Annotated in this window: 14 protein-coding genes; 7 read left to right on the forward strand and 7 right to left on the reverse strand. The window is 69.5% G+C overall.

What is annotated here, in order from left to right; genetic code table 11:
* Positions 1 to 105: 105 nt before the first annotated feature.
* The gene (locus tag AC559T_RS12025; protein WP_112109311.1) at positions 106 to 513 is read right to left on the reverse strand and encodes a VOC family protein; all 408 of its coding nucleotides are present in this window, start codon (positions 511 to 513) and stop codon (positions 106 to 108) included.
* An 85-nt stretch (positions 514 to 598) separates the two neighbouring features.
* Between AC559T_RS12025 and AC559T_RS12030 the strand changes: the two genes are divergently transcribed.
* Entirely contained in the window at positions 599 to 1,360 is a 762-nt protein-coding gene (locus AC559T_RS12030; protein ID WP_131626575.1) for a TetR/AcrR family transcriptional regulator, read from the forward strand.
* Here AC559T_RS12030 and AC559T_RS12035 read toward each other — a convergent pair.
* From AC559T_RS12035 to AC559T_RS12045, 3 genes are all read right to left on the reverse strand, one after another.
* Positions 1,344 to 1,613: a hypothetical protein gene (locus tag AC559T_RS12035; protein WP_498868746.1), complete on the reverse strand. Its 270-nt coding sequence runs from the start codon at positions 1,611 to 1,613 to the stop codon at positions 1,344 to 1,346. The two genes, AC559T_RS12030 and AC559T_RS12035, sit on opposite strands and share 17 nt — an antisense overlap.
* Before the next feature lie 34 nt (positions 1,614 to 1,647).
* Positions 1,648 to 2,361, reverse strand: a complete 714-nt coding sequence (locus tag AC559T_RS12040; protein WP_498868747.1) for a 3'-5' exonuclease — start codon at positions 2,359 to 2,361, stop codon at positions 1,648 to 1,650.
* Positions 2,362 to 2,585: 224 nt separating this feature from the next.
* Entirely contained in the window at positions 2,586 to 3,473 is an 888-nt protein-coding gene (locus tag AC559T_RS12045; RefSeq protein ID WP_498868782.1) for a pseudouridine synthase, read from the reverse strand.
* A 288-nt stretch (positions 3,474 to 3,761) separates the two neighbouring features.
* On the opposite strand from AC559T_RS12045, the gene AC559T_RS12050 reads away from it, so the two are divergent.
* The 4 genes from AC559T_RS12050 (at position 3,762) to AC559T_RS12065 (ending at position 8,251) form a co-directional block, all read left to right on the forward strand.
* Positions 3,762 to 4,565, forward strand: coding sequence for an NUDIX domain-containing protein (locus tag AC559T_RS12050; protein WP_235015086.1), 804 nt, complete (start codon positions 3,762 to 3,764; stop codon positions 4,563 to 4,565).
* Between the two features lie 195 nt (positions 4,566 to 4,760).
* Positions 4,761 to 5,600, forward strand: a complete 840-nt coding sequence (locus AC559T_RS12055; RefSeq protein ID WP_071060368.1) for a nitrilase-related carbon-nitrogen hydrolase — start codon at positions 4,761 to 4,763, stop codon at positions 5,598 to 5,600.
* A gap of 70 nt (positions 5,601 to 5,670) precedes the next feature.
* Positions 5,671 to 7,110, forward strand: a complete 1,440-nt coding sequence (gene hydA, locus AC559T_RS12060; RefSeq protein ID WP_498868748.1) for a dihydropyrimidinase — start codon at positions 5,671 to 5,673, stop codon at positions 7,108 to 7,110.
* 79 nt (positions 7,111 to 7,189) lie between these two features.
* Complete coding sequence (locus AC559T_RS12065) at positions 7,190 to 8,251, forward strand: TIGR03842 family LLM class F420-dependent oxidoreductase (protein ID WP_498868749.1); 1,062 nt, start codon at positions 7,190 to 7,192, stop codon at positions 8,249 to 8,251.
* 105 nt (positions 8,252 to 8,356) lie between these two features.
* Here AC559T_RS12065 and AC559T_RS12070 read toward each other — a convergent pair whose 3' ends face one another.
* Positions 8,357 to 10,468, reverse strand: a complete 2,112-nt coding sequence (locus tag AC559T_RS12070; protein ID WP_498868750.1) for an nSTAND1 domain-containing NTPase — start codon at positions 10,466 to 10,468, stop codon at positions 8,357 to 8,359.
* A 1,175-nt stretch (positions 10,469 to 11,643) separates the two neighbouring features.
* Between AC559T_RS12070 and fxsT the strand changes: the two genes are divergently transcribed.
* Complete coding sequence (gene fxsT, locus AC559T_RS12075; protein WP_498868751.1) at positions 11,644 to 14,148, forward strand: FxSxx-COOH system tetratricopeptide repeat protein; 2,505 nt, start codon at positions 11,644 to 11,646, stop codon at positions 14,146 to 14,148.
* Positions 14,149 to 14,193: 45 nt separating this feature from the next.
* Here the strand turns inward: fxsT and AC559T_RS12080 are convergent, their stop codons facing one another.
* Entirely contained in the window at positions 14,194 to 16,038 is a 1,845-nt protein-coding gene (locus AC559T_RS12080) for an HEXXH motif domain-containing protein (protein ID WP_498868752.1), read from the reverse strand.
* Entirely contained in the window at positions 16,028 to 17,272 is a 1,245-nt protein-coding gene (locus AC559T_RS12085) for an FxsB family cyclophane-forming radical SAM/SPASM peptide maturase (RefSeq protein WP_498868753.1), read from the reverse strand. The genes AC559T_RS12080 and AC559T_RS12085 overlap by 11 nt, the downstream gene beginning before the upstream one ends.
* An 801-nt stretch (positions 17,273 to 18,073) precedes the next feature.
* On the opposite strand from AC559T_RS12085, the gene AC559T_RS12090 reads away from it, so the two are divergent.
* Positions 18,074 to 19,510 (forward strand): TIR-like protein FxsC, encoded by a 1,437-nt coding sequence (locus AC559T_RS12090; RefSeq protein ID WP_498868754.1) that lies wholly within the window; start codon positions 18,074 to 18,076, stop codon positions 19,508 to 19,510.
* Positions 19,511 to 19,513 lie beyond the last annotated feature (3 nt).

A 19,513-nucleotide genomic window follows, 5' to 3' on the forward strand; every position in this document is an offset into this window, starting at 1 on the left:
TGTGGACCGGAATGCCCAGAACCCGTCTGGCAGGTCGCCAACCGTGGTCCGGCGGGTTGCCGCAGACACCGCACCGCCGGTCGGCCGCGCAATGCCCGGCGCGGGTCAGGCGTTCTCGGTGGTGGGGTGGCCGCCGGGGCCGTTCCAGTCGACGAGCTGGACGATGATGCCGTTGGGATCGCGGACCTGGAAGGCACGCTCTCCCCATTCCTCGACCGTCAGTGGCATCGTGATGGCCACGCCTTCGCCCTGAAGTCGGGCGAGTTCACCCTCCAGGTCGTCCACCACGAACGCGAGGATCAGCCCTGTCGCGTGGTCGTCGCGCTGGTCGGCGGGCAGGGTCGGCAGCCCGCGGCGCAGGTAGACGACGTTCATGCCGGCGTCATCGCGGCCGAGGGAGGCGAAGCCGTCGGCCGCCATCAGTTCCGTGAAGCCGAAGTGCCTGGCGAGGAAGGCCGCCGAAGCGGCGACGTCGTCGACGTTCAGCGACACCGCGGACGAACTGATCTTCATGGGGGATCCTCCGAGACCTGGTGCGACTAACTCTGTACGCAGTACATAATACACAGTACAAAGTTTCGCGGACGATGATGGCTACGTGACGGCTGAACGATCGGGCGCCGGTGATCCGGCCCGCACACTGGCTCTGCTGTGGGGAGAGGCGTCGACGGCATCCCGCCGGGGGCCGAGCCGGGCGCTGGACCTCGCCGCCGTGGTCAGGACCGCCACCGATCTTGCCGACCAGGAGGGCCTCGCCGCGGTGACGATGCGGGCTGTCGCCCGTGCCTTGGGCGTGGTCCCCATGACGCTCTACACCTATGTGCCGGGCAAGGAAGAGCTGCTGGACCTGATGCTCGACGCGGCCTACGCTCGGATGTCGCGTACGGACACCGCCGGCGCGCCGTGGCGGGAGCGGCTCACCGCCGTCGCCGACGAGAACCGCGCCCTGTTCGCCGCGCATCCCTGGGCGGCCGAGGTCTCCACCCTGCGCCCTCCCTTGGGACCGGGCCTCATGGCCAAGTACGAGCATGAACTGTCCGCCTTCGACGCCCTCGGCCTCTCCGACACCGAAATGGACGACTGCCTGACCTACCTGCTGTCCTTCGTCCAGGCCAACGCCCGTGCGGCCCACGAAGCGACCGGCGCGGCGGCTGGCCCCGACGGTGACGACACGCGGTGGTGGGCGCGGGTCGGCCCCCTCCTGGCCCGCGTGCTGGACGAGCAGCGCTATCCGCTCGCCAGCCGAGTCGGCACGGCCGCAGGCCAGGCACGCGGCAGCGCCCACGATCCCGACCACGCCTACCACTTCGGCCTTGCCCGCCTTCTCGACGGCCTGGCCCCCCTCATCGAACGCTGCTGACACACCGGACCAGGCCGGCCTCGCTCGGAATTACGAGGTTCGCCGTAGTGGCCGGTGATGAGGGGTTCGGCGCTGACCGGACGGCCCCCGCTGGTCCGCCGTACAGGGTGAGGTGGCGTGCGCCGAGGGCGATGACGGAGAGGTCGACGGCGGGTGCGACGAGGATCGCGATGTAGGTCGGGACTCCGAGGTGGATGTCGAGTGTGGTGACGTTGCGGAGGCCGAAGAGGAACGTCAGGCCGACCACGATCACGGTGGCGATGCGGATGGTGCCGTTCGGGCCCCGTTCAGACTTCCGCGGTGACGTCGCGCGGGCGCCACGGCCAGCTGGTGTCGATGACGGCGTCCGGCCGCCCGCCGCGGCGGCGCAGGTACGACTGGTAGTCCTCGGCCCAGCGGCGGTGCGCGTCGGCCTGCCAGCCCTGGAGCGCGGTCAGGCCCATCGCGGCCCAGTCGGGATGCATCCGCGGGAGACGCCAGGCGATCCTGGCCGTGGTCAGGCAGTCCGCGAGCGCGTCGTGGGCGCCGTCCTGGCGGACGCGGTAGTGGGTGGCGAGCGCGGTCAGCGTGCGCTTGCCGGGCCGGCGCGGATCGAGCTCACGGTCGATCACCATGGGGTCGAGGACGAGCATGTCAACCTCGGCGAGGCCGCGGCCGTGGTGGCGGCGCAGCTCGCGGTCGAGGAGCGTCAGGTCGAACGAGCTGTTCATGATGACGACGGGGATGCCGTCGCGCCACACGCCCTCCAGCGCCTGGCCGACCCGGCCGAGCACCTCGGCGGGATCGCGACCCTCGCGGCGGGCACGCTCCGTGGTGATCCCGTGTATGCGCGCCGCCGCCTCCGGGACGTCGACGCCCGGATCGATGATCTGGCAGAGCTGGTTCAGCACCCCGGTCGGGCCGACTTTCAGGAGCGCGACCTGAACAGCCCGGTCGGTCTCCACGTCGGTTCCGGTCGTCTCGAAATCGAGCACGGCCATCGGGCGCTGCCACCACGCCATCGTCCGGTCGTCTCCTCGGAACAGCCCGGGGACGCCGTCACACCGGGGCCAGGGGGTGAACACCGTCATTCCACCGGACCGCGCGGGCCCGGAGCAGGGGATTGGTGGTTCCCTGGGTCTTCGCTGTCGCGGTGTTGTCGCCACCCCGGCCAGTCTGCCCGGAAGACGCCACTCTCACTCGGTCAGGAGCGGCCGGCCGGCCGGGGGTCGGTTCCGTCAGATCGTCACGGCGCCGGTGTCGGTGTCGGTGTCGGCGCCAGGGTGGACGCCGTGAGGGCGGCCGCGGCGGCAGCGGCCTCCTCCGCACCGAGCGAGGACCAGAAGTCCGCCCCCGGTGTGGCCTCGGCGTGTGTCCTGCGGCCGTCGTCCCAGGCCGCGTCGAAGGACAGCCGCCAGGAGTGCAGGAACGTCCGGGTCACCGGCGCACGGTCGAACAACGGGTCGCCTTCGATGGGATGTCCGACCCAGGCCAGGTGGACCCGGATCTGGTGGCGCCGTCCGCTGATCGGGTACGCGGCGACCAGGGTGTGCTCCGCGCCCTCCCACACCCGGGCGATGCGGGTGACGGACGGGTAGGACCGGACGTTCGGGAACGTCCGGGCGGCGGGCACCGTCCAGCTCGCGGGGCCGCGGGCGCCGCTGCCGGCCGGGCCGTCGGAGCCGGGGGTGCCGTCGGAGCCGGGCGTGCCGGCGGGGCCGTCCGGGGTGGGTGTTCCGGCGGGGCCGGGCCAGGCGACGATGTCGGCCCGGTTGGCCGCGATCCGCACCCGGTTCTTGCGCCCGACGCTCAGCGGGAGGTCGATCGTGGCCAGCGCCGGCAACCCGCGGGTGCGGGTCAGTGCCAGATAGGTCTTCTCCACCGTGCGCCGGTTGAACTGCCGGGTCAGGTCGCCGTGGAAGCGCAGCTCCTTCGCGAACAGGACGACGCCGGAGGTGACCTTGTCGATGCGGTGCGCGGGGAACAGCTCCTCACCCGCGTCCCGTGCCATGGACACCAGGTCGGTGTCGTGGCGCTCGCCCATGACCGAGACGCCCACCGGCTTGTCGAGTGCGAGCACCGCCTCGTCCTCGAAGATCTTCCGACTCTCCCGGATCGTTGTCCACTCCGTCACGAGACCGCCCGCCCCCACAGTGCCGATGCTCACAATTCAAGTATTCGCCACACGGAGAGCCGGCGGACGGGATCCTCCCGAGGTAGGCGGTCCGCTCTGCCCGACGCGGGCGTCCTGTCGATGTTTCCAGGCGGCCCTGGGAGCCTGGCTCCGGTGCCGATCGCCGGGCCGGATCGGCGCCGCGGCCGGCTACCCGGCCGGCCGTGCGCAACCTGACGTCGGAAATCTTCCTTGTTTCGTGTAATAAGCCCAGTACCAGCTACTTCGCCCGTAGCAGAAGGGACCATCATGACTGCCGGCCCCCGTCAGCCTGACCGCACGTCATCCGCAGCCGGCTCGACGTTCATGCCCGGGAAGACCGCCGCGGTGCCCCGCCAGCCGTCGGCCGTGTCCGGGGGAGGCGAGGCCCGTGCCCGAACCGGGGCTCCCGCCGAGGTGGGGACGCGCGCGGGGAGCGCTGAGAGCGCGCGCGGCGCCGAAAGCGCGCGCCGTGCCGAGGACGGCCCGGGCGGCAGGCCCGTGGAAGTGGCGGCCGGGCCCGGTGAGGTCACGGGGAGCACACACGCGCCGGCCGCCGGCAACGGGATCCTGGGCGGTGCGCCGCCGATGGCGCGGCCACGGGCCGCCGCCGGGGCGCTCTTCTTCGACGAGGAGGGCCGGGTCCTGCTGGTTGAGCCGTCCTACAAGCCGGGGTGGGACATCCCCGGCGGCTTCATCGAACCCGGCGAGTCGCCGTACGCGGCGTGCGTCCGCGAGGTCGAGGAGGAGATCGGCATCGTCCCGCCGATCGGACCGCTGCTGGCGGTCGACTGGGCCTCCGACGAGATCGCCGGAGACATGCTGCTGTTCGTGTTCGACGGCGGACTGCTGCCGGAGCCGTGGCGGGAGCGGATCCGGGTGGACATGGACGAGATCATCAACTGCGCCTTCACCCCGATCTCCGAGGTCGATGACGTCCTGCCCGTCATGCACGCCCGGCGGGTCCGGGCCGCCGCCGAGCGGCGCGGGCAGGGCGACGGCGCCGGCTATCTCGAGCGCGGGTACCTGGTGCCGTCCGATCCGGCGCTCGCCGCGGACGGCTCCGGGGAGTAGCCGCATCCGCGGCGACGGTCCCTCCGCGAGTGGAGATGCCGGCCGGGCCGCGGGGGGCGATGATGCCGGCACGGGACGGCGTTCGCCACGCGTGGCTGACGGTTGTCGAGCTGGCCCCCAGGGCACCGGGCCAGCTCGCGGACGGTCGGCAGGCGGCCGCCTGCACCCGGCCAGCGCGGCTGACAGGAGTGACGCATGTCCAGGACGATCCGAGCGGCGCTTGTCCAGGCGCGGTGGACGGGCGACCGGGAAACGATGGTCAAGGCTCACGAGGAGCACGCGCGGTCGGCCGCCGCGCTGGGCGCACAGGTCATCTGCTTCCAGGAGCTCTTCTACGGGCCCTATTTCTGCCAGGTTCAGGACGCCGCCTTCTACTCCTACGCGGAGTCGGTGCCGGGGCCGATCGTCGACCGGTTCGCCGCGCTCGCCGCGGAGCTCGGGATAGTGATGATTCTGCCGGTCTACGAGCAGGAGCAACCCGGGATCCTCTACAACACGGCGGCGGTCGTGGACGCCGACGGCTCCTTTCTCGGCAAGTACCGCAAGACCCACATCCCGCACGTGACCGGATTCTGGGAGAAGTTCTACTTCCGGCCCGGGAACCTCGGATATCCGGTCTTCGACACGGCGGTCGGCCGGATCGGGGTCTACATCTGTTACGACCGTCATTTTCCGGAGGGCTGGCGCGCGCTCGGCCTGAACGGGGCCGAGCTGGTGTTCAACCCGTCCGCCACCTCCCGCGGCCTGTCGAACTACCTGTGGAAGCTTGAGCAGCCCGCGGCCGCGGTCGCCAACGAGTACTACGTCGGCGCGGTGAACCGGGTGGGTGTCGAGGACCTGGGCGACGACGACTTCTACGGAACCTCCTACTTCGTCGACCCCGAGGGGACGTTCGTCGACGGCACCGCGGACGCACACGAACCGGAGCTGCTGGTCCGGGACCTGGACATGAGCCTGTTGACCACGGTGCGCGACCGGTGGGCGTTCTATCGTGACCGACGGCCGGACACCTACGGCGACCTCACCGCGCCGTGACCGGTCGCGTGCCGTCCCGACCCGGGCCGGCAGCCAGGTGGGAAGCAGGTCCGGTGAAGGGGCAGACGACGTGAGGACGCTGATCACCGGCGGGACGCTGGTCGGCCCGCTGGGCGCGACGCCCACCGAGATCCTGGTCGACGGCGAGACCGTCACGGCTCTGTTCGTGCCCGGCAGCCTGCCAGAAGGCCTGCGCGGCAGCCTGCGCGACGGCCCCGGCTCCTCGGTCGACCGGGTCATCGACGCCACCGGGAAGTACGTGATCCCGGGCGGCGTCGACGTCCACACGCACATGGAGCTGCCCTTCGGCGGCACCTCGGCGTCCGACACCTTCGCCACCGGGACGGCCGCCGCGGCCTGGGGCGGCACCACGACGATCATCGACTTCGCGGTGCAGCGCACCGGCGAGGTGGTCGAGGAGTCGCTGACCGCCTGGCACGCGAAGGCCGAAGGTCAGTGCGCCATCGACTACGGCTTCCACATGATTATCGGCGGTGTCGACGACCAGGCGCTCAAGGCGATGGACTACCTCGTCGCCAACGAGGGCATTTCCAGCTTCAAGCTGTTCATGGCGTACCCCGGAGTGTTCTACAGCGACGACGGCCAGATCCTGCGGGCCATGCAACGGGCGGCCGAATCCGGCGCGATGGTCATGATGCACGCGGAGAACGGCATCGCGATCGACGTCCTCGCCGCCCAGGCGCTCGCCCGTGGCGGGACGGGCCCTGTTCACCACGGTTACACCCGTCCACCCGAGCTGGAAGGGGAGGCGACGAACCGGGCGGCGGTGCTGGCCCGGGTCGCCGGAAACTGCCCGCTCTACTTCGTGCACATGTCGGCGTCCGAGGCGCTGGCGGTCGTTTCGGCGGCCCGCGGCGCCGGCCACAACGTGTTCGCCGAGACCTGCCCGCAGTACCTGTACCTCAGCCTCGAGGAACATCTCGGGGCCCCCGGCTTCGAAGGCGCGAAATACGTCGCCTCGCCACCATTGCGGACGAACACGGCCAGCCATCACGACGACCTGTGGCGCGGCCTGCGTACCGACGACCTCGCCGTGGTCTCCACCGACCACTGCCCGTTCTGCTTCCGGGACCAGAAGGAGCTCGGCCGCGGCGACTTCACCAGGATCCCGAACGGGATCGGCACCGTCGAGCACCGCATCGACCTCGTCTACCAGGGCGTCGCCAGCGGGCGACTCTCCCTGCCACGCTGGGTGGAGACCTGTGCGACCACCCCGGCGCGGATGTTCGGCCTCTACCCCCGCAAGGGGATCGTCGCCCCCGGTTCGGACGCCGACATCGTCATCTACGACCCGGCGGCCAGCACGACCATCTCCGCGTCGACGCACCACATGAACCTCGACTACTCCGCGTGGGAGGGCTTCCAGGTCGCGGGAAAGGTCGACACCGTCCTCTCCCGCGGCACGGTCGTCGTCGCCGGCGGGGAGTTCCACGGGCGGGCCGGGCACGGGCGCTACCTGCGCCGCGGCCTGTCCCAGTACCTGCGATGAGCGTGACGGTGGCGGGCGTGCCTGCGATGAGAACGCCGGTGGCGGGCGTGTCGGTGGCGAGTCGGAAGGCAGGTCCCTGATGGATGTCGGAGTGGTGCTGCAGACCAACCCGCCCGCGTCCCGGGTGGTCGAACTCGCCCGGCAGGCCGAGACGCTCGGCTTCAGCCACGTGTGGACCTTCGACTCCCACCTCCTGTGGGAGGAGCCGTTCGTCATCTACAGCCAGATCCTCGCGGCCACCCGCAAGGTCAAGGTCGGCCCGATGGTCACCAACCCGGCGACCCGCGACTGGACGGTCACCGCCTCCCTGTTCGCCACGCTCAACGAGATGTTCGGCAACCGCACGATCTGCGGGATCGGCCGTGGCGACAGCGCCGTCCGGGTCCTCAACGGCCGGCCGACGACACTGGCCACCCTGCGCGAGTGCGTCGCCGTCGTCCGCGCCCTCGCCAACGGGCGGGAGGCGGAGGTGAACGGCGCGAAGCTGCGCTTCCCGTGGGGCACCGACAGCCGGCTGGACGTCTGGATCGCCGCCTACGGCCCGAAAGCCCTGGCGCTGGCCGGCGAGATCGGCGACGGGTTCATCCTGCAGCTCGCCGACCCCGACATCGCCGCCTGGACCATCCGGGTGGTGCGCGAGGCCGCCGAGAAGGCCGGCCGCGACCCGGCATCGGTGCGGTTCTGCGTCGCCGCGCCCGCCTACGTCGGCGACGCCGACCCGCTGTCCCTCGCCCACCAGCGCGACCAGTGCCGCTGGTTCGGTGGGATGGTCGGCAACCACGTCGCCGACCTCGTCGCCCGCTACGGCACCCCGGCCGCGGCCGGCCCTGTTCCGGCAGGCGGCACGGCGCTGCCGTCAGCCCTGACGAGTTACATCACCGGCCGCCACGGCTACGACTACAACGAGCACGGCCGCGCCGGGAACACCCACACCGACTTCGTCCCCGACGAGGTCATCGACCGGTTCTGCCTGCTCGGCCCGCCGGCAGCGCACATCGAGCGACTCACCGAGCTCGCCGGCCTCGGCGTCGACCAGTTCGCGGTCTACCTCCAGCACGACGCCAAGCACGCCACCCTGGAGGCCTACGGCGAGACCGTCATCCCGGCGGTCAGCGACGCCGTCCGGGCGAAGGCGCGATGACCGAGGCCCCGTCCGCGGTGACCTAGACCCTGCCGACCTGCCGTGCCGACACCCGGCCGGCCGTAACGGTGGCGACCGGCCGGGGCACGGCCGGCCGCTGGTGTCTCAGGTCAGGGCGCCGGAACGCCGCAGCAGACGCGACACCTTCGCCCGTTGATCCGGAGCGAGCGAGGGCTCCGAGGCGCCGAGGGAACGGTGGAGCAGGTCGTCGGCGCCGTGCTCGTCCCCGGCGGCGCGGATCACCTCCGCCACCCGCCACAACACGGGGCCGCTGTCCGGTGCGTCCCGCAGCGCCATCGTCGACTCGCCGGACGCCTCGGTGACCCGGCCGAGGCGGGCCAGCGCCAGCGCCCGCGCCGCCCGCAGCTCCGCCGCGCCTGCCGCCGCCGAGACCCCGCCCGCCGCCGACACTCCGCCCGCCTTCGCGGACGTCGTGCGGGCGAGCCGGTCGAAGTCCTCGATCGCCCCGGTGTCGTCGGCCAGCTCGACCCGCAGCTGGGCCCGTCCGGCCAGCGCCGCTACCGCGTCGGGGGCGATCGTGAGCACCGCCGAGAAGATGGCCGCGGCCGCCCACGGCTGACCGGCCCGCCAGAGCGCATGCGCGAGGTCCGACTGGACGTCCGCGTCACCCGGCAGACGTTCCCCGGCGGCCTGCAGCTCCTCCACCGCCCGCCCGACCTGGCCGGCGTCCAGCAGGAGCCGGCCGAGAGCGGCCAGCACCCGCCCGGAGGCCTCGGTGTCCGAGAGCGACTCGTAGATCTCCGCGGCCTCGCGATGGCAGGACTCGGCTTGGTCCAGCCGTCCCTCGGTCTGGAAGAGCTGTGCCCGCAACGCCTGGGTGCCCGCCCGAGTGAGCGAAGGCGCCGGGTCGCGTCGCAGCGCCTCCTCGGCGTGGGCGCATGCGGCGGCAAGATCGCCGTCCGCGAAACTCACCTGCGCCGCCCGAAGGTAGTCGTCCGCCCCGATCTCGGCGACCGGTCCGCTGCCGCCCGTCCACGGGGTGGACGTCCGCTGCAGCGGTTCGAGTAGCCGGTCGTCGAAGAGCTCGAAGCGACGGGAGCCGGACAGGTGCTCGCAGCGCAACACATAGCGCTCGGTCAGGGCGTCGAGCACCGGCGTGGGCATGCCGGCGGTTGTGGTGAGACCCTCGTCGACCACACCGCGACGCCCGCGCTCGGTCACGAACGTCCGGGTGAGCCAGGCGCGCAGCTCGTCCTCGTCGAGATCATGCTCGTGGGCGATCGTGACCAGCGTGCGCGTCAGGTAGTCCTCGAGGACCGCGGTGACGTTCCCGACCGGGCCGAGCCAGGACGCGGTCACCGGAGCGTCCGCCACGGGCCGGGACCGCCACAGCGCCGTCGCCACGAGCTGCAGGAACACGGGCTGGACGGCCTCCGCGACCAGCAGCGACTCGGAGCCGGTCGCGTCGACGGTCCGGCTGGTCGTGAGGTCGTCGACGCAGGCCGCGGCGGCGCCGGGGGCGAACCGGATCCCGGCGGCGCGCAACGGCTCGACGAGGGCCGTCACGGCGCACTCCGGGCTCAACGGGGCGACGGCGACCTCGGTGACCGGCATGGCTGATTCGTAGCCGGCCTGATCGGCGCAGGCCGCCAGCAGGGTCCGCCGGTACGGCAGCAGCGCCGTGCGATGGTCGGAACGCAGCACCAGCAGGATCCGCAGGTTCGGCAGCTCCGTGGCCGCCCCGGCGAGCGCCTCGACGAACTGCGACCGCAGCGGAGCCAGCCGGGGCGACCGCGGCGAGAGGAACTCCTCGAACTGGTCGATGGCCAGCAGAACCGGCCGGGACGGGCCGCGCGGGCGCCGCCGCTCCGCCCGCTCCCGGAGCGCCTCCAGGAGGGACAACGACTCGTCGTCGTGGGCCCAGCACCGCAGCAGCGCCCGGGTGAACGGGTTCCCGGGCCCCACCATCGTCGGTTCGAGCCCGTCGAGACTCGCGGCCGTGAGGCCAGGGCTGGTGATCCGCCCGACCGGGAGGACATCGGCGTCCGCGCCGGCCAGGTCCGGCAGGACGCCCGCCCGCAGCAGAGATGTCTTGCCGGCCCCGGCCGGGCCGTGCGCGATCACGAGACGGCTGCGCAGCCACGCGGCTGACAGGGAACGGGCCTCGGCGTCCCGCCCGAAGAACGACCCGGCCTCGTCCTCCTCGAACGGGCGCAGCCCGACGTAGGGGAGATCGGCCCGAAGTTGGGTCACCATCCGCCGGCCCGGCCCCACTGCCGCCGCGACGACGACCCGCCCGCGGAGCGGGTCATCTCGGGACGTATCGACCCCGAGGGCAGCCGGTACCGGGTGAGCGCGAGTACGCCGCCGATGGCGGATCCAGCTCCGACCTGGGTGGCTGGCGGGCGGATTGTCGTCGTCGTTGACTGCTCCGGGGAGATCCGAGTGCTTCCTGTGCCTTTTGGCGGAAATTTGGCGGCGAGGGTTGGATAGTAGGTATTCAACAGTGCTGATAGCCTTTCGGCGTTGACGCGACCGTGCCCGCGAATGGTATCCACCTGGCCCGGCCCGGCTCTGCCGTCGCGCGGTCCTGGACCGTCCCCATCATTCTCCGACATTTGGCGGCCACTGTGAGCCGACCTCTCCACATGGCAAGATTTTCGCAGTTCGGGGGGTCGTCGCTGTCGCTGTCGCTGGTTCGGGCAGGGCGGGACAGCCCGGGTGATCGAGTGCGTGCAGTCTTCGCCGTCCTTGTTCCGGAGTCGGCCCTCCCGATCGGTGGGCACATTCCGGACTGGCCGGAAGCTGCCGGCTGGCGGCGCGCCGGACCGCGGTCTCCGTCAGGCGGCCAGCCGCTGGTCGGTCCGCTCTGCCGGCCGCGGATCCGGGGGCTCGGCCTGGAGGGAAGGCGGCTCCGCCGGCCCCGCCTCGGCCGGGCGCCTGGGTATCTGCTGTCGATGCCGCGCTCCCCGGCCAGCGCTGAAAATAGCTTCTGACCTGCGGAAACGTGCAGTTCGGAAGATGCTATGGAGCCGTTAGGGCATCGTGGGTCGACGTGTACGGAGGTGTCGGTCGGCGAGCCGTCATGGTGCCCTCGATGACCTGGCCGTTTGGCAATGAGGGTGGACGTGTCGTGCGTCCGACATTCGGGCCCGTCTTTGGTAGGTTGGCCTGGGCCGGAAGGTGGTCGTCCGCATCGCCCGACCGACTCGCGGGCGGGCCTGCGGAATGGCGCCAGAGCCACTGGTCGATGTTATCATCAGGCGTGCCGCCGAAGATTTTGCGGCGCGCCGGCCAGATGTGTACGGGGCAAGGTCTCTGCGGCTCGTATGCTCGGTGGCTGTTCTGTACCGACGGGCGGGCGGGGGCGGAGGAACGTGGCTTCGGTAGTGGAGTTCGACTCGGCGAGTGGGCCGAGTCGAGGTGTTCCGATGATTTGGGGCGGCGTACCCCAGCGGAACAAGAACTTCACTGGGCGAGAAAGCCAGCTCACCGAGCTCCGTCGCCGTGTCTCCTCCGACCAGACCGACGTCACGGCGGTCCTGCCGCACGCCCTCCAGGGCCTGGGTGGTGTCGGGAAGACCCACCTCGCCATCGAGTACGCGTACCGATACCAGTCGCACTACGACCTCATCTGGTGGATCCCTGCCGACCAGCCGGCGCTCGTGCGGTCCAACCTGGCCGCGCTGGCGCCGCGTCTGGGTCTGTCCGAGGGCGGCCTGCTGCGGGTCGAGGACTCGGTCGCCGCGGTACTGGACGCCCTGCGCCGGGGTGAGCCCTACCACCGATGGCTGTTGATCTTCGACAATGCCGACCAGCCGGAGCTGATCCGCAGCCTGATGCCGCACGGCCCCGGTCACGTGCTGGTCACCTCACGTAACCGACGCTGGCAGAGCATCGTCGACACGATTGAGGTCGACGTCTTCGCTCGCCGTGAGAGCCTCGAGTTTCTCGACCGCCGGGTTCCCGGCATAGTGCAGGCCGACGCCAACCGGCTGGCCGACGCGCTGGGAGACCTACCACTGGCGCTGGAACAGGCCGGGGCGCTGCAGTTCGAGACCGGCATGGGCGTAAAGGAGTACCTGCAGCTTCTGGAGGAGGCCTCAAGCCGGCTGCTGGCGGAGAACCCGCCGTCCGACTACTCCAAGCCGGTGGCCGCCGCGTGGAGCCTGTCGGTGACCCGGCTGCGGGACCAGGCGCCGTTCGCGCTCGAGCTGCTGCGGCGCTGCGCCTTCTTCGGCCCAGAGCCGATCTCGCTGGAGATGCTCGACCGCGGCAAATACACCCTGAGCTCAGACTTCGGCCGCTCGATGCAGGACCGGCTGTTGGTAAGCCGTGCCATGCGGGAACTCGGCCGCTACGCGCTGGCAAAGATCGACACCAGTCGGAAGACGGTGCAGGTGCACCGCCTAGTCCAGATGCTCATCCGTGACGAGCTTCCTGCCGAGGAGCAGGTACGCATGCGGGGCGAGGTGCATGCGCTGCTCATCGCGGCGGACCCCGGGAACTCCGAAACCGAGAACCGCGCCGCGTTCGAGAATTTGCTCGCGCACATTGTGCCGTCCGGTGTCTTCGAGTCCAGCGAAGTTCAGGCTCGCCAGCTCATCGAGCACCTGATTAGGTACTTGTACAACGTCGGCGACTTCACGACGGGACTGAACGAGGCGGATCGCGCCCTGAAACGGTGGGAGGAGGTTTCCGGCGAGCGCGATCCGGACGTGCTCGTGCTGAAGGGGATCAAGGCGGACATCCTCTGGGTGCTGGGTAGGCATCAGGACGCCTATAATCTTCGGCGGCCCACGCTGGAAGCGATCACCGAGGTCCTTGGGCCGGATCACGAGGAAACCCTCGTCATCCTGAATGGCCATGGCGCCGACCTGCGTGCTCGCGGCGAGTTCCGAGCCGCTCTCGAACTCGATGAGGATTCCCTTCCTCGACACGAACGCACTTTTGGTACCTATACCCACGAAACACTTATTGTGGCCAACAATCTTTCGGTGGACTACAGTCTGAATAGCTCCTATGAGCGTGCGTTGCGGCAGGATCAGGAGACTCTCTCTGGTAGGAGGGACCTATGGGGCGGTGATACCAATCCATGGGTGGCTGGTTCGCTCGCCGCCATTGCTCGCGATTTGCGGCAGGCGGGGCATTATCTAAAAGCTCGGGATGCGGCGGAGCACGCCTATCGAGTTTACGAAGATCTAGTGAATGATGGGAAGCTAGCGAATGATCATCCTGCAGTACTAGGGCAGGCGAAAGATCTTTCAGTCGCCCGGCGCAAGGCCGGAAGTTTTCCCGAGGCGTTGGAGCTGGCCGAGCAGGTATACGGCCGTTACACGGATAGCCGACAGTTTGGAAGGGAGCATCCCGACGCTCTCGCCGCCGCGATCAATCTGGGAAATGCGCAGCGGGTCGCCGGTGATCCCAACGAGGCGGCGGAACGCATCGAGAAGACCGTCAGTCGTTATCAAGATGTTTTCGGTGCCGATCATCCTTACGCCTATGGATGCTATCTGAATCTCGCCCTGGTCCATCGTCAGCTCGGCCGGGTCGACGAGGCCGAGCGTCTCCTCAAGAACGCGCTCGCTGGTCTGGACGACAGGCTCGGTCCGGACCACCACTTCACACTCACCTGTCTGGCGAATCTGGCCACCGCCCGGTCTGCGCAGGGCGCGGTCGATGAAGCCCTGGAGATGGGGGAGAGAGGGCTAGCACATTTCCGGGATCTCCTCGGACCCGACCATCCGCATACTCTGGTGTGCGCGACGAATGTTGCGCTGGACCTGGCCCAGCTTGGCCGGGACGAGGAGTCCCAGAAGCTCGCCGCCGATACCGTGGCTCGTTACCGCCGGGTCCTGGGGCCCGAGCATCCCGATGTGCGGGCCGGTGAGCGGGGTGAGCGGCTCGACTTCGACTTCGAGCCGCCGCCGCTGTAAGCCCCCGGGGGGCTCGTCCGCCCCGTGCGCGATGGATCTAGCCGGTTATGGTACCGGTTCGGGTAGCCAAGAAGCGACGGCGTCCGGATCGGCGCGGATGCCGGACAACTCCTCGATTCTCCGGTGCAGCCGGTGGACGACTTCCGGCCGGGCGACCAGGGTGCGCGATCCCGGTGAGCGGTGCTGCCGCCGGCACAACGCCAGACCGGCCCAGGCATCGAGCAGGTCGGGCTCACGTCCTATTTCGTCCTTGTACGCCTGGGCCGCAGTATGGGGATCCCCGAACGCGAGGGCCTGATCGGCCGCGGAGACGGTGGCGTCGAGAACGTGGGGTACGCCCTGTCGGGCGGCCTCGAATCGTTTCGGGTCCAGCAGGCGAAGCTGGGTGAGCGCAAGCCGCGAGCTGGTTACCAGGCCGCGATGACCTGGGACGATGCGCGTCGGTACCCGCGTGGCCGGTGGTGGCTGGCCGCCCTCGATCCAGGCCTTGGCCAACAGCGTGATCTGAGCAGGCACGGGTTCGGCGTTACGGAGCCTCCAGGTAATTCTCGTGTCGTCAGAAGCCCTACGTGCGAGTTCGCCAGGCCCGTTGGGAACCGATTTCTGACGACTGGCCCAGATGGTGGACTGCATGCCGTCCAGAAAACGCAGACCGAGCGATGTCATTGCGCCGGAAAAGCGGAGCGTGCTCAGGACCCGCCAAACCTCGTCCCGCCATCGCGCGAACTCGAAGTGGGCGAACTCGTCCCCACTTTCCACAAGTCGTCGATAATTCCAGAATTCGGTCAATCCAAGATAGGCGTAGGCGCCCTGCAGCAGACCCGGAAGGGGACGCGGGTCACGTCGCCATGGCGCGTAGAACAGCCGTTCGTCGGCCGGCTTGACCAGGGTCACCAGATCGAGTAGCGCGGAGAGCTTCGTGTGCTGGAACTCGTGGACCAGCGCCGCGGCGAAGGAGAGCCCGTTCCGGGGAAGAGTGAGGGCCACCGCGCCGAAGGCCTCACCGGACGAGGCGCTGAGCTCCTCGGCCCACGACGAGGACGCCAGCGGAAAGATGGTCGCCAGCCCGGCCGCGACGGCTTCCGCGGTCCGTGGGTCGTAGTCGCCGAGGATGCGCCAGCCGTCGTCGAGACGTTGCTGCCAGACGTCGACGTCCTCGGTCGCCGTGTCGGGCGCCATCGGCAGCTCGAGCAGCCCCCGGGCCGGGTCGACATCGTCGAGTAGAAGGGCGATGCGCCGGCCGTTCGCGACGCTCACCAGCTCCGGAACCATGCGCCACTGGCTGTACTGCGACTGAGCCGGGGGAGGAGGCTTCGCGGCCGGGCCGCTCGGGATCTCCAACGCCATGGACTCGATCTGCATGTTGTCGACATGGCCGGCGGCCAGGTGCAGGACCGCCCCCTCGATCCGGACCGTGGCCCAGCCGGCCAGGCCGACTTGGACCCGGCCGACCGCCGGGATGAGCAGGTCGCCGTCCCGGAGGGGGACGGCCACCGTTGCGCACAGCCCGGCGCGCAGCGCTGCAGCGACGGCGTAGCTGCCGAGGATCCCGAGATCCTCCTCCAGCGGCATGGCAGGGCTGGCGTTCCCGTGGAGTCGACGCAGGCAGTGCATCGCCCACAAGCCGAGGCCCGGTGACAGCAGGATTGCCTCGGTTGCCTCCGGGGCCTTCCGTTGGGCTGCGGCGATCACGCAGTAGGCGTTCGCCAGGCCACCGGCAGCGACGGCCTCCGGAGCCCGCTCGTCGGCGTCCATCATCACCGCGTGGAGTGCGAGAAGCCGCTTGCTCAGCTGCGTTCTGCGCAGGCCGAGCACGAGCCCCGTGCGCCCGCCACCGGCCGCGAGGTCGTCGAAGTCGGCCAGCGCGAGCCGATGGAATTCAATGTTCACCCTGCGGCTTTGCCTTTTCGATATCTGCCCGGATCTGTTTGCCGATTCGTGTGATCAGTGCGAACAGATCCGGGCAGTATACGGATCTGTTCCGAAAGCCGCTGCCGGCCTGATATCGGTGGGGGTAATATCCACCTCCGCACACGCGGTGCACCGGGCATCGCGTGCACTCGGGACCGAGCGCGGCGGCGCCGATCTGTCGAGCAATGATACCCGGATGGTGCAGCGCCTCGTCGAGGTCATTGCGCGAAACGGTGAGGCCGGTGGATGCCGCGCCGTGATAAGCAGACTTGAGTGCGTCGACCTGTTCGATCGAGCCGTCGGTCTCGACGACAACGACGGACGAGGGCGAGAGCCCGACCGTCTCGATGCGGCTGTGGCCACCGAGGATCAGCGAGATGATCTCCAGGAACAGGCGGATGTCCGTCTCGTGGCTGGGAGCCGGATACCAACGGTCGAACACCTTGCCGAGCCAGTCGGCGTAGGGCGTCGACGTCTCATCGCTGTCCCGGGCCGGTGGGCGGGCCGTCCAGTTCCCGTGTGGAAGAAGGAAGTCGAGGCTCGGTGGCCGCCACGCCAGCAGGCTCTCGTACACCTCTCCGGGATCGCTCGTGGGGTCGATGACGCAGAGCAGCCCGGCGAAAATCGACCGGAAACGTTCCGAGGTGAGCAGGTGCAGGCCTCGCGCGATCTCGGCGTGGCTCCCGCTCCCGTTGCGATGGGTCCGGCGCCGGTCGTTGACCGCCAGATCGCCGTCGACGCTGACCCCGACCTGGATGCGGAACTCCCGACAGAGCTCGAGGAACACCTCGTCGATCAGAGTGCCGTTGGTCTGGAGGACGAACTCCACAGCGGTGTCGGTGCCTACTGTGGCGAGCACGCGCTCCGCGATGTCGCGGAGATAGTCGTGACCGACCAGGAGCGGCTCACCGCCGTGCAGGATGATCTGCATGCGTGGGAGTTCGTGCCTCCTCGCGTGCGCGGAGAGCCTGTGTGCCGTGGCCTCCACCACCGCCGGGCTCATCGTGACAGGCTGCGTCCGCCAGTTCTGGTCGGCCTGGTGGTAGACGTAACAGTAGGTACACGACAGGTTGCATCTACTGTTGATCTTTAGGATGATCTGGCGGAAGGGCGTGGGCTGCCAGCCCGTGGCGGTCAGCTGGTGGAAGTCGAGTTCGTTGGTCGGCCATTCGGCCGCCGAATCTTCGTAGGTCGTGCCGAGGAGGTCGATCACACGATCTCGTCGTTCAGGCGTTAGAAAGCTGCGATGACGGAAGAGGTGAACCCGGCCGCCGGCCGCTGAAATCCCGAGGATTCCCCCTCTGTCTGAAGGTCGTTCCGTAGGATTCCGTTCCCCGGTATGCCTGCCTCGTCAAATTCCGTAGCGGTGGACTGGAATCCGGCATGGGGTAGACCGGCTCTCGAAGCCTCCTTGGCTAGACGGCGGGCAACTCGCCGTAGAGTGCGGTTCCCTGTCGCGGCTACCTCGTCAAGTCGCAACACGCCCAGGTCGGGCAGACGTGTCTCGATGTCGGAAGACGAGTCGTCCATCTGGTGTCCTCCTCCGTCGTCCCCGGTCCTCCAATCTAGCCGGTGTTGCCCTCAGGTGCTTCGCTCCTGTTGAAGTCCGCCGTTTCGGCGGTCGGTTGCCGGGCCTGCGCATGACGGAAGCGATCCCGTCCTTTGCTGGTTTCGTAACCTGTCGATGCCGTGCTTCGGGGAAGGCTCGCTCCCGGTCATGGTGGACTGCGTCTTCCGTAGCGGTGTCGATCAGCAATCCGCGGCCGGTGTGTACCCGCGAGACGACGTAGAATCTGTTCTCGCCCGTCGGGAGGATGGATCCGGCCGAGTGCACCCTACTTGAGCCGGCCTACGCGGCGCGGCCACGCCGGGCCGCGGGAGAGGGGCCATTCGGTGTCGGGGGAGAGTGTCGGGCGGGGGCTTGCGCAGGGTCGGTCTCATACGGAAGACGACCTCGCGGGGTTTTGCCGGGGCACCCGAGCACGGGTACCTGCATCGGCTGACGCCGGCCGGCATGCCTGAAGCCTGGAGCGTGCGGCCGCTGTACTTCTTTTTCAGCTATGCCCGGGCGGACAGCCGTGACGACCCGCTGCTCGAGCGGTTCTTCCGTGATCTCAGGGCCGAGGTGCGCCGCCGGGTGGGTCATCCGGACCCGGACACCGTCGGCTTCCTCGACCAGCGCAGCATCCAGCCGGGGGAGGCCTGGTCGACGGAGCTTGGCGCGGCACTGTGCCGGTGCCGAACCTTCGTGGCGATGTGCTCACCCTCGTTCTTCGCGAGTGAGTACTGCGGCCGGGAATGGGGGATGTTCGACGGGCGGCTGCGCTCCGCCGCCGCGTCCAGCCAGGCCTGCCCGGCGGCGCTGCTTCCCGTGATCTGGACGCCGTTACGCGATCCGCCGGAGCTGCTCGCCCGGTTGCAGTACGATCACAACGGGCTGGGGAAGACTTATACGCAGTTCGGGCTGCGGTACCTCATGCAGCTCAAGCGCAATCATGACGAGTACCAGGAGTTCGTGCTGACATTAGCGGTCCGGATCGTCCAACTCGCTGAGGACTCGCCGTTGGCCCCGAAGTCCGAGATCCCGCCCCTCCATGAGGTTCCTGACGCATTCCGCGTACTCGCCAGGCCGCCGTCGACGCCGGATGAGGAAGATGTGCCGCCCGAGATACCGGCGACGGTTGTTCCCGACCCGCCGCGGGCCGACCGGGCCGAGGACTACGTCCCCGTGGCGGACAAGGAGTCTGGTGAACCGCCGTCACCGGATCCGCGGACGGCACCGGCGCCGAATCCGCCCCGGCCCCCGACTCCGCCCCGCCCGCTACAGGAGACGCTACCGCCCATCGTGGGCGGGCCCGGCCGCGTGACCTTCGTGTTCGCCTCGACGTCGGCCGAGGAGATCGCCGCGTTGCGTCGTCAGCTCGACTGTTATGGCGAGACCTTCGAGGAGTGGACGCCGTACAAGCCCCGGGCCCACGACCGGGTCTGCGTGATCGCACAGATGGTCGCCGCCAGGCAGGGACTAGTCTCGAACATCGTTCCGCTGGACCACGGCGTCTCCGATCTGCTGGAACGGTCAAAGGTCAGCAACGAGATCGTGATCCTCATCGTGGACATGTGGGCGGCCAAGCTGGAGAACGTACGCCGGGCGCTGGCCACCTACGACGTTCGCAACGAGCCGACGTCGGGTGTTTTGGTGCCGGTGAACCCGCACGACCTGGAGACCCATGCCAACTCCGCGCATCTCACAGAGGTACTGGCGACCGCGCTGCGGAACAACTTCGTCCGCCGGGACAAGCTGTTCCGCATGGACGTGCAGTCCCGCGAGGAGTTCGACATGGCCCTGGTCCAGATAATCGTCGAGTCGCAGGCACGGATCTTCGAGTATCGGCGGGCCCTGCGGCGGACCGGGGACAATCCCCGCCGGTTTCCCCGGCTCGACGGGCCCTAGGCG

It is taken from the genome of Frankia sp. Hr75.2 (assembly GCF_949319125.1).
Lineage (GTDB): Bacteria > Actinomycetota > Actinomycetes > Frankiales > Frankiaceae > Parafrankia > Parafrankia soli.

Coding starts and splice junctions, on each gene's coding strand:
- AC559T_RS12025 (WP_112109311.1), bottom strand. CDS start 513: ATGAAGATCAGTTCGTCCGCGGTGTCGCTGAACGTCGACGACGTCGCC.
- AC559T_RS12040 (WP_498868747.1), bottom strand. CDS start 2,361: ATGGCGTGGTGGCAGCGCCCGATGGCCGTGCTCGATTTCGAGACGACC.
- AC559T_RS12050 (WP_235015086.1), top strand. CDS start 3,762: ATGACTGCCGGCCCCCGTCAGCCTGACCGCACGTCATCCGCAGCCGGC.
- AC559T_RS12055 (WP_071060368.1), top strand. CDS start 4,761: ATGTCCAGGACGATCCGAGCGGCGCTTGTCCAGGCGCGGTGGACGGGC.
- AC559T_RS12065 (WP_498868749.1), top strand. CDS start 7,190: ATGGATGTCGGAGTGGTGCTGCAGACCAACCCGCCCGCGTCCCGGGTG.
- AC559T_RS12070 (WP_498868750.1), bottom strand. CDS start 10,468: ATGGTGACCCAACTTCGGGCCGATCTCCCCTACGTCGGGCTGCGCCCG.
- fxsT (WP_498868751.1), top strand. CDS start 11,644: ATGATTTGGGGCGGCGTACCCCAGCGGAACAAGAACTTCACTGGGCGA.
- AC559T_RS12090 (WP_498868754.1), top strand. CDS start 18,074: ATGCCTGAAGCCTGGAGCGTGCGGCCGCTGTACTTCTTTTTCAGCTAT.